The sequence below is a fragment of the Nocardia elegans NBRC 108235 genome, assembly GCF_001612845.1.
In the GTDB taxonomy this organism is placed as follows: domain Bacteria; phylum Actinomycetota; class Actinomycetes; order Mycobacteriales; family Mycobacteriaceae; genus Nocardia; species Nocardia nova.
The window spans coordinates 24,671-38,338 of record NZ_BDBF01000012.1; the positions used below are offsets into that span (position 1 = coordinate 24,671).

The window sequence follows — 13,668 nt, forward strand, 5'->3', positions numbered from 1 at the left end:
GAGGCGAGATGACCGACACCACCGCTGAGCACCGAGACGTGTACCCGCCTACCGCCGAATTCGCCGCGGCGGCCAATGCCGATGCGTCCATCTACGAGCGGGCGACGGCGGATCGCGACGGGTTCTGGGCCGAGCAGGCGCAGCGGCTGCACTGGCATCAACCATGGGATCGGGTGCTGGACTGGGACGACGCGCCGTTCGCGCGCTGGTTCACCGGCGGCAAGCTCAACGTCGCCTACAACTGCGTGGACCGCCACGTCGCCGACGGCTACGGCGACCAGGTCGCCATCCACTGGGAAGGTGAGCCCGGCGATTCCCGCTCGATCACCTACGCCCAACTGCAGGCCGAGGTGAGCCAGGCCGCCAACTACTTCACCGAACTCGGCCTCGTCGCCGGCGATCGGGTCGCGATCTACATGCCGATGGTTCCCGAGGCCATCGTCTCGATGCTGGCCTGCGCGCGGCTGGGCCTGACCCATTCGGTGGTCTTCGCCGGCTTCTCCCCCAGCGCCCTGCGCCAGCGCGTCGACGACGCCGAGGCCCGCCTGGTGATCACCACCGACGGACAGTGGCGCCGCGGTAAGGCCGCACCGCTGAAGGAAGCCGTCGACGAGGCGCTCTACGCCCACGGCGACGTGCCGCACAGCGTGGAACACGTACTGGTGGTGCGCCGCACGAATATCGAGATCCCGTGGACCGAGGGCCGCGACCTGTGGTGGCACGAAACCGTCGCCCAGGCCAGTCCCGAGCACGAGGCCCAGCCTTTCGATGCCGAGCACCCGCTCTACATCCTCTACACCTCCGGCACCACCGGAAAACCCAAGGGCATCCTGCACACCTCCGGCGGCTACCTGACCCAGGTCGCCTACACCCACCACTACGTCTTCGACCACAAACCCGGCGCCGACGTGTACTGGTGCACCGCAGACATCGGCTGGGTCACCGGGCACTCCTACATCGTGTACGGCCCGCTGGCCAACCGCGCCACCCAGGTCGTCTACGAGGGCACCCCCAACTTCCCCGACGAGCACCGGCACTGGCAGATCATCGAGAAGTACGGTGTCACAATCTATTACACCGCACCCACGCTGATCCGCACCTTCATGAAGTGGGGCCGCGAGATCCCCGACGCCCACGATCTGTCCTCGCTGCGCGTGCTCGGCTCGGTCGGCGAACCGATCAACCCCGAAGCCTGGCGCTGGTACCGCGAAGTCATCGGCGCGGGCAGCGCACCCATCGTGGACACCTGGTGGCAGACCGAAACCGGCGCCATCATGATCTCCCCGCTGCCCGGCATCACCCCCGCCAAACCCGGCGCCGCCATGGCCCCGCTGCCCGGCATCACCGCGAAAGTCGTGGACGAGGAAGGCAATTCGGTCGAAAACAATCGAACCGAAGCCGAATCTTCGGACCGCTCCGCAAGCTCCGCGGTCGTCGGATACCTCGTGCTGGACCAGCCGTGGCCGTCGATGCTGCGCGGCATCTGGGGCGACGACGAACGCTACAAGGCCACCTACTGGGAACGCTTCGCCGCCCAGGGCTGGTACTTCGCCGGCGACGGCGCCAAGATCGATGCCGACGGCGCGCTGTGGGTCCTGGGCCGCGTCGACGACGTCATGAACGTCTCCGGCCACCGCATCTCCACCGCCGAAGTCGAATCCGCGCTCGTCGGCCACCACAGCGTCGCCGAGGCCGCGGTCGTCGGCGCCAGCGACGCCACCACCGGACAGGGCATCGTCGCCTTCGTCATCCTCACCGGCGGCTCGAACAACTCCGGACAACAACTGGTGGACGAGCTCAAGGCCGAGGTCTCCCGCGAGATCAGCCCCATCGCACGCCCCCGCGAGATCCACATCGTGCCCGAACTGCCCAAGACCCGCTCCGGCAAGATCATGCGCCGCCTGCTGCGCGACGTTGCCGAGGGCCGCGAACTCGGCGACACCTCCACCCTGGTCGACCCCAACGTGTTCGAAGCCATCCGCGCCTCCAACGCCTGATCCTGACTCCAGGGAAGGCAGGAATCGTCGCCCCCTGCGTGAGGCGAGTTCGCACGACCAGCCACCGTTCGGCAGTCTGTGCCACGAGAATCGAAATTTTCGGATCGGCAAACCCGTGCACGTAAGCCATGGGATCGATCGCGCGCAGAAATTCGCAATAATACCGTTCAGAGCAGATTTCCTTTTCTATCCAACGTACGACACTCATCACCCCCACGAGGGATGCAGGACACCGCTGCAGCCAATTATTGTGACTGTCATCACTCGAATTTTTACACCGAGTACCCTTCTTTCTCAGGCCTTCCCAGAAGGAGTCACGATGGGCCGAATGCCATCAGCGGTAATGCAATATGAACTCAGTATCGTCTGGCAGAATGTATTCACCTGGGCCAGCTGGGGAATCGTTGCGATCATGCTCATCTTCGCCGCGCAAATGGGCAGGAAGCAACGAACGCCATTCTATCTATTAGCATGCATTTCCGCCGGCGTCGCAGCGTTTGCCGAACCTCTCTACGACGTCGCCTTCGATCTATGGTTCTACGATGTCCACAACGGGCGTCCAGGAGCGATGTATTCGCATTTCACCGCCTTTGGCGTCGTGCAGCCCAACTGGACCCACAGCGGCTACGTCATTCTCTACTCGAGCGCATGCATATACGTGGGCCGACGCATGTACGAAGGCCGACTCACCCGCAAGGGATTGTTTACAGTGTGGATCGCCGAAATCGTCACCTCGTGCGTTTTCGAGATGATCGGAACCGGCACCAACGTCTATACATATTACGGCCCCTTCGAGTTGCGCATCTGGCATTATCCGCTGGTAATCGGAGTGCTCGAAGGTACACAAGTAGTACTGTTCACAGTTCTCGCGGTGCAACTCTGGCGGCGCGTCACATCTCCTTGGGGTCTGTTCGGCCTTTTGATGGTCTTCCCGATGACCATGTTCGGTGCGAATTTCGGGTTGGGCGCGCCGCTCATCATCGCCCTGCACCTCGACGCCGCTCATTTTTCGAGTGCGATCGTGTGGGCAGCAACGTTGTGCACCATGGCCTTGTGCGCGCTCGCGGTGAACGGTGCGAGCAAATTCCTGCCGAGGCCGTCAGGAACCCTCGAACCCGATGAAACATCGGCAACACCTCAGCTCATTCCATCTGCAAGGTGAACGAAAATCATGACCGGTATCGCAATGAAGCAACGAGACGTAAACCCGCCGATCGTCGAATCCGACATTCCCGATGCACTACCCGCGACGTCGACAGATTCTCGTGGGACTGTGATCAGGAGGCACGCCGTTGAGATACTCAATTACTTCGGCAACTGCCCATGTTGTGGCTACGCAGCGCAAGCGGCAATGATGATCAATGTCTATGCCGACAGCTCGACCACCCGCGAACCCATCGGACGCTGCTCCCTACCCTGCGGGTGGACAGGTCCGGTGGAGGTAACGACCATGACCACGGCCACCATCTGAATTCGCCCGGCGGTATCCGTCCATCGGATGCCGCCTTAGAGCTCCTACTTATTTGGTAACGGTTGGTTGATCGGCAGCCAGACGCCTGTAGAGCTCCTGGCCTGTGAAGGTCTCCCGATTGGCAGCGCGCTGGTGTGGTGAGACTGACCGTTCGGCGATTCGGCCGTGTCGACTCCACAGCCACACTTGGTCCGTGTAAGACCTGGAGAAAGGCCGCGAGCGCCACGGCCGAACCGTATTTGCTTGCCGCTGAGGCGACATCTTCATTGCCCCCCGGGGCAATGAAGCCCTCCAGAAAGAGCGGGGCACCAGCAGCGGAATGCGACCTGCCGTGATCGACCCTCTCCTCGTTCGGGGCAACAAGAGACCGCGGGCGCTCGGCAGTCGGTGCAGCTGGCCGGGGAAGACGACGTAGTGCGTCGGACCCGTCCGGCTGTGCGTGTCGAACCGAATTGCTCGTGGTTCGAGCCTGCTCACACGATCAGTTACCTCACTTTTCGAGAGCTGCGAGTTCTTGGAGAGACCGGTGCCGTGTGGGTGCGCTGGGATCGCGAACAGCTCATCGGAGGCAAGCCCATCGAGGCTCGTAAGTAGGGCGCTGCGCGTTCTCGCCGAGGTCTTGGACCTGCGAAGACACCCGACACGAGGGACGTCGTTATGCACCGATATTGCGGAATCGACTGGGCCGAAGGCCATCACGACATCGCGATCATCGACCGCGACGGAAAACTCTTGTCCAAGAAGGGAATCGGGGACGACCCCACCCACCGGGTTCGCCGAACTCACCGCTCTGCTGACCGAGGCCGGCGACACCGCCGAGGACCCGATCCCGGTTGCGATCGAGACCCCGCGCGGGCTCCTGGTCGCCGCCCTGCGTGTCACCAGCCGACCCGTCTACGCGATCAATCCCATGGCCGTTGCCCGTTACCGCGAACGCCACTCCATGACGCGCGCGAAGTCCGACCACGTCGATGCCATGACCCTGGCGAACATCATCCGAGTCGATAGCGAGTTCCACCGGCGGATGCCCGTCGACAGCGAGTTCGTCCAAGCCATCGCGGTGCTCGCGCGGGCCCAGCAGGACGCGGTCTGGCGGCGCACCAAGGCCAGCAACGAACTGCGCTCGCTGCTGCGCGAGTACTACCCGGCCTTCCTGTCCACCTTCGCCGGACGGTCGGCCACCAACCTGGCCCGCCCCGCGGCCCGCGCAGTCCTGGCCCTCGCACCGACACCCACCCACGCGGCCAGACTCACGAAAACCCGTGTCGCCGCAGCGCTGCGTCGGGCCGGCCGTCAACGCGGAATCGACGCACTGGCCGTCGAGATCCTGCACGGTTTGCGCGAACCGCAGCTGCACCAGCCTGCGCCGGTTGGGCAGGCGATGGGCCACCAGGCCCTCGCCCTGCTGGCGACTCTCGAGGCGGCCTGCACCGGCGCTCACGACCTGGAGCACGCCACCGCGGAGGAGTTTCGCAAGCACCCTGACTACGCGGTCGTCACCAGCTTTCCCGGACTCGCCGACCTCACCGGCGCCCGCGTCCTGGCCGAGATCGGTGACGACCGCACACGATTCACCAACGACCGAGCGTTGAAGGCCTACGCCGGATCCGCACCCGCCACCAGGGCCTCCGGAAGACGATCTCCATCACCCATCGACGCATCAAGAACGACCGTCTCGCCGCGGCCGGATGGGTCTGGGCCTTCGCCGCGATTGCCAACGAAGGCGCGGCCCGCAATCACTATCTGCGCCGGCGGGCACACGGCGACCGCCACGCGGCCGCGCTGCGGCACTTGTTCAACAAGATGCTCGGCCAGTTGCACCACTGCCTCCCAACCAGCCAATCCTTCGATCCGATAAAGGCTTTCGGTCCCTCACCCGACACGCGCTGCGGCTTGACTCCTAAAACCATCGGAGGTCTCTTGGCGGCTTGGAAGCATTCCTCGACCGCCCGCCTGGCCCCAGCCACGGCCACGACCTGCTCGCGGGTCACGGTGGCGGGGTGAAAGCACAGTAGTAGGCGATATCAGCGAGATCGTCGAGGCTGCGGCGGGACAACAGCGTGCGTACGAATCCGGCCGGCAGGTCACCGAAGGACGGCAGTGTCACCCAAGCCCACGCGACGGCGGCCGTCCAGATCGGCCATCGCACTGCAATTGCCAATCAGTTGCTGGATTGTAAAACTAGTCGGCGTGTCGCGTTGCGACACGCCGACCGTCGATCTTTCAACTACCACACGGAGCCTTTCGATTCCGACAACAAGCGGATTACCCATGCCCAACCAGCAGTGAGGCAAGACCGGAGACAGCCGCGAATAACTACTACTGCGCTGTCATTTTCATCGTGATTTTCTCCCGTGCGCTGACACGAACTCCCGTGCGCCCCCGTGACCCGCTTTCGAACCAAAACTACTGGTCAATAGGCTTTGGCGTGCACTCCAGTGATGTCCGATGCGCCCGGAATGCCCCGGCAGACATACCGATGTCGTGATCTTCGGCCGCGAACACCACAGGCAGATAAAGCAATTAGACAGCTATTTCACCGCAAACAACGGCCTAGCAGCTCAGCGCGCCCGTCAACGGCAGGAGCGACGGCGCGTCGTTTCCGGTGACGCAACCGGCCGGCGAATGCGATTGGACGGCCCACGGAATCGAGGTTGTGAGAAATGCCGATTCGCGGGTACCCGCGTTGTGTGATTGTCCGGAACAGCTGCGGCGGCCGTCAATCGAATGCCGGATCGCCGGTGACGTCCTCATCGGCACGACGAATCGAACGCGTCGTTCGCCACCGAGTAGCCGCGACCAGGGCGACGGCCGCAGCAAGAATACACAACATCCGTTCCGGAAGGGGTCCCATCGCGGTCGCGGGTGTCGTTTCACTGCGCAACGGCAACGTCGCCTCGAGTGCGGCGGGCACGAATTTCTCGGTGTGCTGCCGCACCACGCCGTCGGCGGTGACGACCGCGCTGACACCGGTGGTCGCGGCGACCACGAGCGCCCGGCCGTGTTCGACTGCCCGCACCCGCGACATGGCCAGCTGCTGATAGGTCATATCGCTGTCGCCGAAGGTGGCGTTGTTCGTCGGCACGGTGAGCAACTGCGCGCCGGCGCGCAGCGAATCCTCGAACGCCCGGTCGAAGGCGACCTCATAGCAGGTCGCCACGCCGATCGCGACCATCGGCCCACCGCCGGCCGGGCGGGCGTGCACGACCCCGTCGCCGTGGCCCGGGACGAAGTAGCCGGCGCGGTCGGCGTAGTCGGAGAAGTGTCGGAAGAAGCCGCGATAGGGCAGGTATTCGCCGAAAGGCTGGATGATCTTCTTGTCGTGGCGCTCCCCCGGCCCGTCGGCGTCCCACACGATCACCGAATTGGTGGTGGTGCGGTCGTCGTTGACGAGGACGGCGCCCACCAGGATCGGGGCGTGGATGTCGCGGGAGGCGGCGGTGATCTCGTCGTAGGCGTCGGAATTGCGCAGCGGGTCGATATCGGAGGAATTCTCCGGCCAGATCACCACATCCGGCTGGGCGGCGGTCCCGGCGGCGATCGCGCGGGCCAGCTCCTCGGTACGGCGAATGTGATTGTCCAGCACGGCCCGGCGCTGGGCGTTGAAGTCCAGGCCCAGCCGCGGCACGCTGCCCTGGATAGCGGCGACCGTGATCGACCGGTCTCCGTCGTCCGGGGCGGGCAGCGCGGTCCGGAGGATCACTCCGGTAATCGGGATAATAGCCACAACCGTTGCGAGAGTGATAATTACGACCGCACGCCGTTGGTGTGCCTGCGGGCGCAACCGAAGCAGAAGCGCCGCCAGAACTGTTCCGGTCAGGGCCACCGCGAAGCTCACCACCGGCGCGCCACCGAGCCAGGCCAGCGGCAGGTACCAGCCGTCGGCCTGCGCGAAAGCGAGTCGGCCCCACGGAAATCCACCGAACGGAAAGCTGGAGCGTCCCCATTCGGTCAGAGTCCACATCAGCGCGACCCACACCGGCCAGCCCGGCAGGGGGCACACCAGCCGCGACAGCAGCCCGAACAAGCCGACATACACCGCGCACGCTGTCGAGAGCGCCAGCCACGGCACCGGGCCGACGTAGATGCCCGTCCACGGCAGCAACGGCAGGAAGAACGCGAGCCCCGCCAGCAGTCCGTAGCCGAAGCCGCCGCGCAACCTCGCCGCGTCCCGCACCGTCAGGGTCAGGACCGCGATCCCGATCGGCGCGAGATACCAGCAGGTACGCGGCGGAAAGCTCGCGAACACCAACAGCCCGGCGACGACAGCGGCCCCGATCCTCCCCCATACCCGCCACGTCACGCCCAGCACCGCGCCAGCCTACTGGGATAGTGCGCGGTTCCCGCCGGCCGGGGCTCCGCGGCGGCGGTGACACTTTCGACGAAAGCGCGGTCGGTCTTCGTCGCGTTATTTCCTCAGGCTGTATAGATGGTCACTCCGTCGCGGACGGTGCGCAGGCAGCGCGGGAGTTCGACGCCCTCTTCCAAGGACGGAAGGCCGGGGACGCGGGAGCGCGGATCGGTGGACCAGCGCTGGACCGTGTCCGATGCCGCGGCGACGACGAGTTCCGCGGCGTCCCACACCGCATAGTTGGCGGGAGCGCCCGGCACCAGGGTTCCGGCGACACCGTCACGCACACCGCCGGCCCGCCATGCGCCGCGGGTGGCGGCGGCGAAGGCGGCGCGCGGGGAGATGTGGTGCCCCGGGGTGCGGTGGTTCGCGGCCGCGCGGATGGCCTCCCACGGGTTCAGCGCCGTCACCGGGGCATCGGAGCTGATCGCCAGCGAGATACCGGCGGCGGCCATCGCCGCGAACGGGTTGGTGGCCGCGGCGCGTTCGGCGCCCAGCCGGGTGGCGTACATCCCCTCGGCGCCACCCCACGCGGCGTCGAATCCCGGTTGCACACTGGCGATCACGCCGAATTCGGCCAGTTTCGCGATCTGCCCGGCATCGAGCAGTTCGGCATGTTCGAGCCGGTGGCCGCGGGTGGCCACCGCCGGTGCGCCGAGTTCGCCGGCGACCCGGGCGAAGCCCTCGACCACCGCATCGATGGCGGCGTCGCCGATGGCGTGGAATCCGGCCTGAATCCCGGCCTCGGTGCAGGCCCGGACATGGGCGGCGATCGCCGCGGCGTCGAGGTAGGAGACACCGGTGGTGTCGCGGTCGGCATAGGGTTCGCGCAGCCAGGCGGTGTGGGAGCCGAACGAGCCGTCGACGAACAGGTCGCCGGCCAGCCCGTGTACACCGAGTTCGCCGAGCAGCGCCCGCGCCTCGTCGGCCGAGGTGACGGCCTCACCCCAGTACGCGCGCACCTGCACACCGTGCTCGAATTCCAGCAACTCGCGCACATCGGTGCGCCCTGCGATCTGCGGGCCCGCACATTCGTGGACGGCGACCACACCGTGCGCGGCCGCGTAATCGAGTGCGGCGGCCCGAGCCCGGTCGCGCTGAGCGCGGTCGAGACCATCGAGTGCGGCCTCGCGAACGAGGTGATGCGCGTCGGCGCGAAGCGGCGCGCCGGCAGTGTAACCCGCGGCCGCGCGAACGCCGCTCATCGTGTCGAGCAGCGCGGTCGAGGCGACCGCGGAATGGGCGTCCACGCGGGCCAGATAGGCCGGGCGGCCGGGCCCGGCGGCGGCATCGATCTCCTCGACGGTGGGCGGGCGGCCCTCGGGCCAGCGGGTTTCGTCCCAGCCGTCGCCGATGATCGTTCCGGTATGGGTGCCGGCGTACTCGCGCACCAGCTCCAGGCATCGCGCGAGCGAATTCGCTTGGGACAGGTCCAAACCCGTCAGTTGCAGGCCGAGCGCGGTGACGTGCACGTGCGAATCGACGAAGGCCGGGGCGACGAAAGCGCCGTCCAGATCGACGATTTCGGCGTCGGGGTGCAAAGCGCGGCCGGGGCGTTCGGCCCCCAGCCAGACCACGGTGCCGTCGGTGACCGCCATCGTGGTGGCATCGGGGGAACTGGAACTGTAGATTCGGCCGCCGACCAGCAACTGGGTACTCACGGGTGACCAGTGTGCCGCACGGCCGGCGGCCCGCGATCAGTGCGGGTCGGTCAGCGGGGGTCGATCATGCGCCGCGCGTGACCCTGACCGTCGTCGTAGAACTGCTCGACGACCACCCCGTCCACGACCTCCCCGGAGGGTTCCACCACCACGCCGCGATAGCCGGTGGCCATGGTCAGCCGGTCGATGCGCCGCAGCGCCGCGGCCGAGACCAGCGGTCGCAGCAGCGCGCGGGTCGGAAGAAGTAGTAGCAGTCCGAACACCGAGGTGACCAGGCCGGGAACGAACATCAGCAGCGCGCCCACCCCGACCAGCGCGCCGTCGGCGACGGCGGTTCCCGGGGCGATCTCGCCGCGGCGGGCACGACGGAACTGCTGGAAGACCCGGCGGCCCTGGGAACGCACCAGGATCAGCCCGAGCGCGGACCCGGCGATGAGCAGCAGAATGGTCGGCACGGCACCGATGAGGTGGCCGACCACGACCAGCGCCGCGATCTCGACGACGAGATAGAGGGCGAACAACAGGGCGGGCATCGGCGATCCTTTCCACGATCTACCCTGCCCAACGCGCGACGACCCCGATTTTCTCCCGATTCGGGCATATCGCCGCTCACCCGGTCAGGTACCCGGCGTGACCAGCCCGGTTTCATAAGCCAGCACGACCGCCTGCACCCGGTCGCGCAGTCCCAGTTTGGTCAGCACTCGGCCGACGTGAGTCTTGACCGTGGCTTCCGACAGATACAGCTCGGCGGCGATCTCGGCGTTGGAGCGCCCGGCGGCGATCTGTTCGAGCACCTCGCGTTCGCGCGCGGTGAGCACGTCGAGCACCGATGGGTCGCGCACGCGGGCGGGGTCGGCGGCGATCAGCCGGTTCAGCAGCCGTTTGGTCACCTTCGGCGAGACCACGGCGTCACCGGCCGCGACGCTGCGGATGGCGGAGATCAGATCCTCGGGCGGGGTGTCCTTGAGCAGGAAACCACTGGCGCCGGCCCGCAGGGCGCCGAGTGCGTGTTCGTCGAGATCGAAGGTGGTCATCACCAGAACCCGGCTGCCACACCCGGATTCGAGGATCTGAGCGGTGGCGGCGACGCCGTCGACCACCGGCATCCGCACATCCATCAGCACCACGTCGGGGGCCAGCTCACCGGCCAGGCGCACGGCGGTCGCGCCGTTGTCGGCCTCGGCGACGACGTCGACGTCCGGGTGCGCGCCCAGCACCATCTTGAGTCCGGCACGCATGAGTTCCTGATCGTCGACGACGAGTACGGTGATCGGCACCGCACCAATCTAACCGGGACTCCTCGCCCGGTCAGTCGGGTAGTTCACGCTGCAGGGGAATGGTGGCGCAGACGCGCCAGCCGCCCTCGGGACGTCGTCCCACCTCGAGGGTGCCGCCGAGTACCGCGATCCGCTCCCGCATCCCGACCAGTCCCAGTCCGCTGCCGGCGATGCCGTTACGCAGCGCGGTGTCGTCCACGACGGGAGGCTGCGTGGCCACGGTAGACCCGGTCGCGGACGGCCCGGCGTCGCCGCGGTCGAGGACCTCGACCAGCACGTCCGCGTCGCGCCGCCGCACCCGTACCCAGGCCTGCGGGTCGGGGCCGGCGTGGCGGAAGGTGTTGGTCAGCGATTCCTGCACGATGCGGTGCATGCCGAGACTCACCTCGGGGGCGACATCGTCGAGTTCTCCGGTGAGTTCCAGTTCCACGGCCAGCCCGGCGCTGCGCATCATCTCCACCACCTTCGCCAGTCCGGCGGTGCCGTGTTGCGGCAGCTGCTCCGGGGCGTGTTCGGTGCGCAGCAGTTCCACCGTACGGCGCAGTTCCCGCAGCGCCTCGCGGCCGGTGCCGGCGATGGTGGCCAGCGCTTGTTCGGCGACCCCGGGGTCGCGGCGCAGCGCGTATTTCGCCCCGTCTGCCTGCACGATGATGACGCTGACCGCGTGGGCGACCACATCGTGGAGTTCGCGGGCGATGCGGGTGCGTTCGGCCGAGACCGCGTCGTGGGCGCTGCGTTCGCGGTCGTAGTCGGCGACGGCGAGCCGGGCCGCGACCTCGGCGTCGTAGGCGTGGCGGGCGCCGAGGAATTCCGCGAGGGTCCAGCACAGCGCGTAGAACATGATCAGGAAGCCGATGACGATCGGCACCGACTGGTCGACCACGGCCAGCGAGAACGCCCCGTCCACGGCGAGGCCGACCAGATACAGCAAACCCTCGCGCCGGCCCACGTACGCGACGAGGGTGTAGAGCGCGACGCCGACCGCCAGCAGCGCCGGCGGCTGCAGATCCTCGTGCAGGACCACGCTCACCGCGCTGGTGGTGATCGACAGCACCAGCAGGGCGACCGCACTGGCCCGCGGATAGCTGCGCCGCCAGATCACCGGCACCGGAACCAGCAGCCCGAGGATCAGATAGACGATCGCATGATCCTTGCCGCCGAGCGTGAGCAGATCCAACAGCACCAGTGCGGCCGCGAGGATGGAATCGGCGACCATGGGTTTGCCACGGAGCCACAGACTGAATCGGCGCACCCGCTCAGCCTAGGTGGCCGCCACCTCGACACCGCGCGCCACGATTTGCCGCACGTCGCCGACTCTGATTGGGTCGCCGCCGTGGGTATGGCCGAGTGGGCGGTGCTGCTGCCCGCGGCCACGGCCGCCGGATGGGTGGACGCGGTGGTGGGCGGTGGCGGTTTGATCATTTTGCCGACCCTGCTGCTGGTCGCGCCGACGTTGCCCCCGCAGACCGCGCTGGGCACGAACAAGATCGCCGCATTCGCCGGAACCAGTGCCGCCGCGCTGACTTTCGCGCGCCGGGTGCCGATGCGATGGCCGCTCATGCTGTCGGGTGCGGCGATCGCGGCGTGCGCGGCGGCCGCCGGTTCGGCCGCGGTGGCCCTGATCGACCGGCGCTATTTCATCCCGATCGTGATGACGGTGCTGATCGGTGTCGCGATCGTGGTGGCGACGCGGCCCTCGATCGGGGTGACGATGGCGACCCACCCGCCGACCCGGCGCCGCACGATCCTGGTGGTGGGCCTGTCGGCGGGGCTGATCGGCGGCTACGACGGGCTGGTCGGCCCCGGTACCGGCACCTTCCTGATCATCTCCTTCGCCACCCTGCTCGGTACCGAGTTCGTGCGCGCCGCGGCCGTGGCGAAGGTGATCAACTGCGGATCCAATCTCGGCGCGCTGATCCTGCTCGCCGCCACCGGGCACATCATCTGGTCGGTGGGCCTGGGCATGGCGGTGGCGAATATCGCGGGGTCCGTGGTGGGGTCGCGGATGGCGATCGCGCGCGGGGCCGGGTTCGTGCGCGCGGTGCTGCTGATCGTGGTGACCGCGATGGTGGTGCGCCTGGGCTGGCAGCAGTTCGGCTGAGCGGCGCTCAGCAGCGCGCCTCGGCGGTCAGATGCCGGCCGGCCGAGAGCCAGGGCGCCAGCACCCGCGAGGTGGTCTCGCGAATGGTGCGATGCAGCCGTTCCCCGTCCTCGATCGCGTGGCGTCCGGAGAACAGCACGGTCAGCGCACCCGACACCGCCCCGACGACCGCGCCGACCAGCGCGGCCGCGCCGACCTCGTCCAATTCGTCGGGGAAGGCGTCGCGCAGCCGCCGCGCGATCTCCTGCTGCGCGGCCAGCTGGGCGTGCGCGGCCCGGCCGCTGACGGCGGGGACGGTGCGCGAGACCTGGGCGCGCAACACGGCGATGCGGGCCGCCAGATCGTCGCCGAGGTGATCACCGGGATTGTCCCCGGCCGCCCGCAGCGCGCGCAGCAGCACCTCGACGGGCCGTTCGTCGGCACGACGGCTCGCGATCGCGGCCACCGCCGCGGTGACGCGTTCATCGGGTTCGGGGAAGAGCAGTTCCTCTTTGCTCTCGAAGTAGTTGAAGAACGTCCTCGTACCCACCTCGGCGGTCGCGGCGATATCGGCGACGGTGGTCGCCTCGTAGCCGCGGGATTCGAACAGATCGGCGGCAGCCTCGAGGAGGGCGCGGCGGGTGCGTTCCCGCTTACGGTCACGGAGTGCGGATGGCGGCACGCGGGCAGACAGTACGCCATCGGCGCCGCAACCTGCGGCAGGCTGCGCGTTTCGCGCGCGTTTCAGTCCGTGCTACACCGCATTTCGTGCATGTTTGCATCGACTGCAACCATGCACGGCGTGTCGCGTTGGGTCCCAAAGTGTTTCGC

General features: G+C 67.4%; 11 protein-coding genes and 1 pseudogene. 5 read left to right on the forward strand and 7 right to left on the reverse strand.

Features of this window, described 5'->3' with window-relative positions; translation table 11 throughout:
• Positions 1-8: 8 nt before the first annotated feature.
• The 4 genes and pseudogenes from acs to NE2_RS10150 form a co-directional block, all read left to right on the forward strand.
• The gene (acs, locus tag NE2_RS10140) at positions 9-1,997 is read left to right on the forward strand and encodes an acetate--CoA ligase (RefSeq protein ID WP_036497383.1); all 1,989 of its coding nucleotides are present in this window, start codon (positions 9-11) and stop codon (positions 1,995-1,997) included.
• Between the two features lie 319 nt (positions 1,998-2,316).
• A complete protein-coding gene (locus tag NE2_RS10145; RefSeq protein ID WP_063025782.1) occupies positions 2,317-3,159 on the forward strand; it encodes a hypothetical protein in 843 nt (280 codons plus the stop codon).
• 9 nt (positions 3,160-3,168) lie between these two features.
• A complete protein-coding gene (locus NE2_RS35590; protein ID WP_146165158.1) occupies positions 3,169-3,468 on the forward strand; it encodes a hypothetical protein in 300 nt (99 codons plus the stop codon).
• Between the two features lie 657 nt (positions 3,469-4,125).
• Positions 4,126-5,340 (forward strand): annotated as a pseudogene (locus tag NE2_RS10150) (IS110 family RNA-guided transposase); the annotation flags it as partial.
• Between the two features lie 115 nt (positions 5,341-5,455).
• Here the strand turns inward: NE2_RS10150 and NE2_RS35595 are convergent.
• From NE2_RS35595 to NE2_RS10175, 6 genes are all read right to left on the reverse strand, one after another.
• Positions 5,456-5,629 (reverse strand): hypothetical protein, encoded by a 174-nt coding sequence (locus tag NE2_RS35595; RefSeq protein ID WP_157110928.1) that lies wholly within the window; start codon positions 5,627-5,629, stop codon positions 5,456-5,458.
• A gap of 558 nt (positions 5,630-6,187) precedes the next feature.
• Positions 6,188-7,777, reverse strand: coding sequence for an apolipoprotein N-acyltransferase (lnt, locus tag NE2_RS10155; RefSeq protein WP_084493950.1), 1,590 nt, complete (start codon positions 7,775-7,777; stop codon positions 6,188-6,190).
• A 107-nt stretch (positions 7,778-7,884) separates the two neighbouring features.
• Positions 7,885-9,480 carry an amidohydrolase gene (locus NE2_RS10160; RefSeq protein ID WP_063025699.1) on the reverse strand — a complete coding sequence of 532 codons (1,596 nt, stop codon included), beginning with the start codon at positions 9,478-9,480 and terminating at the stop codon, positions 7,885-7,887.
• A gap of 50 nt (positions 9,481-9,530) precedes the next feature.
• Positions 9,531-10,013 carry an FxsA family protein gene (locus tag NE2_RS10165; RefSeq protein ID WP_063025700.1) on the reverse strand — a complete coding sequence of 161 codons (483 nt, stop codon included), beginning with the start codon at positions 10,011-10,013 and terminating at the stop codon, positions 9,531-9,533.
• An 84-nt stretch (positions 10,014-10,097) separates the two neighbouring features.
• Complete coding sequence (locus tag NE2_RS10170) at positions 10,098-10,757, reverse strand: response regulator (RefSeq protein ID WP_036501594.1); 660 nt, start codon at positions 10,755-10,757, stop codon at positions 10,098-10,100.
• A gap of 31 nt (positions 10,758-10,788) precedes the next feature.
• Positions 10,789-12,009: a sensor histidine kinase gene (locus tag NE2_RS10175; RefSeq protein WP_063025701.1), complete on the reverse strand. Its 1,221-nt coding sequence runs from the start codon at positions 12,007-12,009 to the stop codon at positions 10,789-10,791.
• A gap of 87 nt (positions 12,010-12,096) precedes the next feature.
• Between NE2_RS10175 and NE2_RS10180 the strand changes: the two genes are divergently transcribed.
• Entirely contained in the window at positions 12,097-12,858 is a 762-nt protein-coding gene (locus NE2_RS10180; protein WP_373862241.1) for a sulfite exporter TauE/SafE family protein, read from the forward strand.
• A 7-nt stretch (positions 12,859-12,865) separates the two neighbouring features.
• Here the strand turns inward: NE2_RS10180 and NE2_RS10185 are convergent, their stop codons facing one another.
• A complete protein-coding gene (locus NE2_RS10185; RefSeq protein WP_081879689.1) occupies positions 12,866-13,519 on the reverse strand; it encodes a TetR/AcrR family transcriptional regulator in 654 nt (217 codons plus the stop codon).
• Between the last annotated feature and the right edge of the window lie 149 nt (positions 13,520-13,668).

Excerpts from the sequence above, each read along its gene's own strand:
- acs (WP_036497383.1), top strand. The coding sequence starts at position 9 with ATGACCGACACCACCGCTGAGCACCGAGACGTGTACCCGCCTACCGCC.
- NE2_RS10145 (WP_063025782.1), top strand. The coding sequence starts at position 2,317 with ATGGGCCGAATGCCATCAGCGGTAATGCAATATGAACTCAGTATCGTC.
- NE2_RS35590 (WP_146165158.1), top strand. The coding sequence starts at position 3,169 with ATGACCGGTATCGCAATGAAGCAACGAGACGTAAACCCGCCGATCGTC.
- NE2_RS10165 (WP_063025700.1), bottom strand. The coding sequence starts at position 10,013 with ATGCCCGCCCTGTTGTTCGCCCTCTATCTCGTCGTCGAGATCGCGGCG.
- NE2_RS10180 (WP_373862241.1), top strand. The coding sequence starts at position 12,097 with ATGGCCGAGTGGGCGGTGCTGCTGCCCGCGGCCACGGCCGCCGGATGG.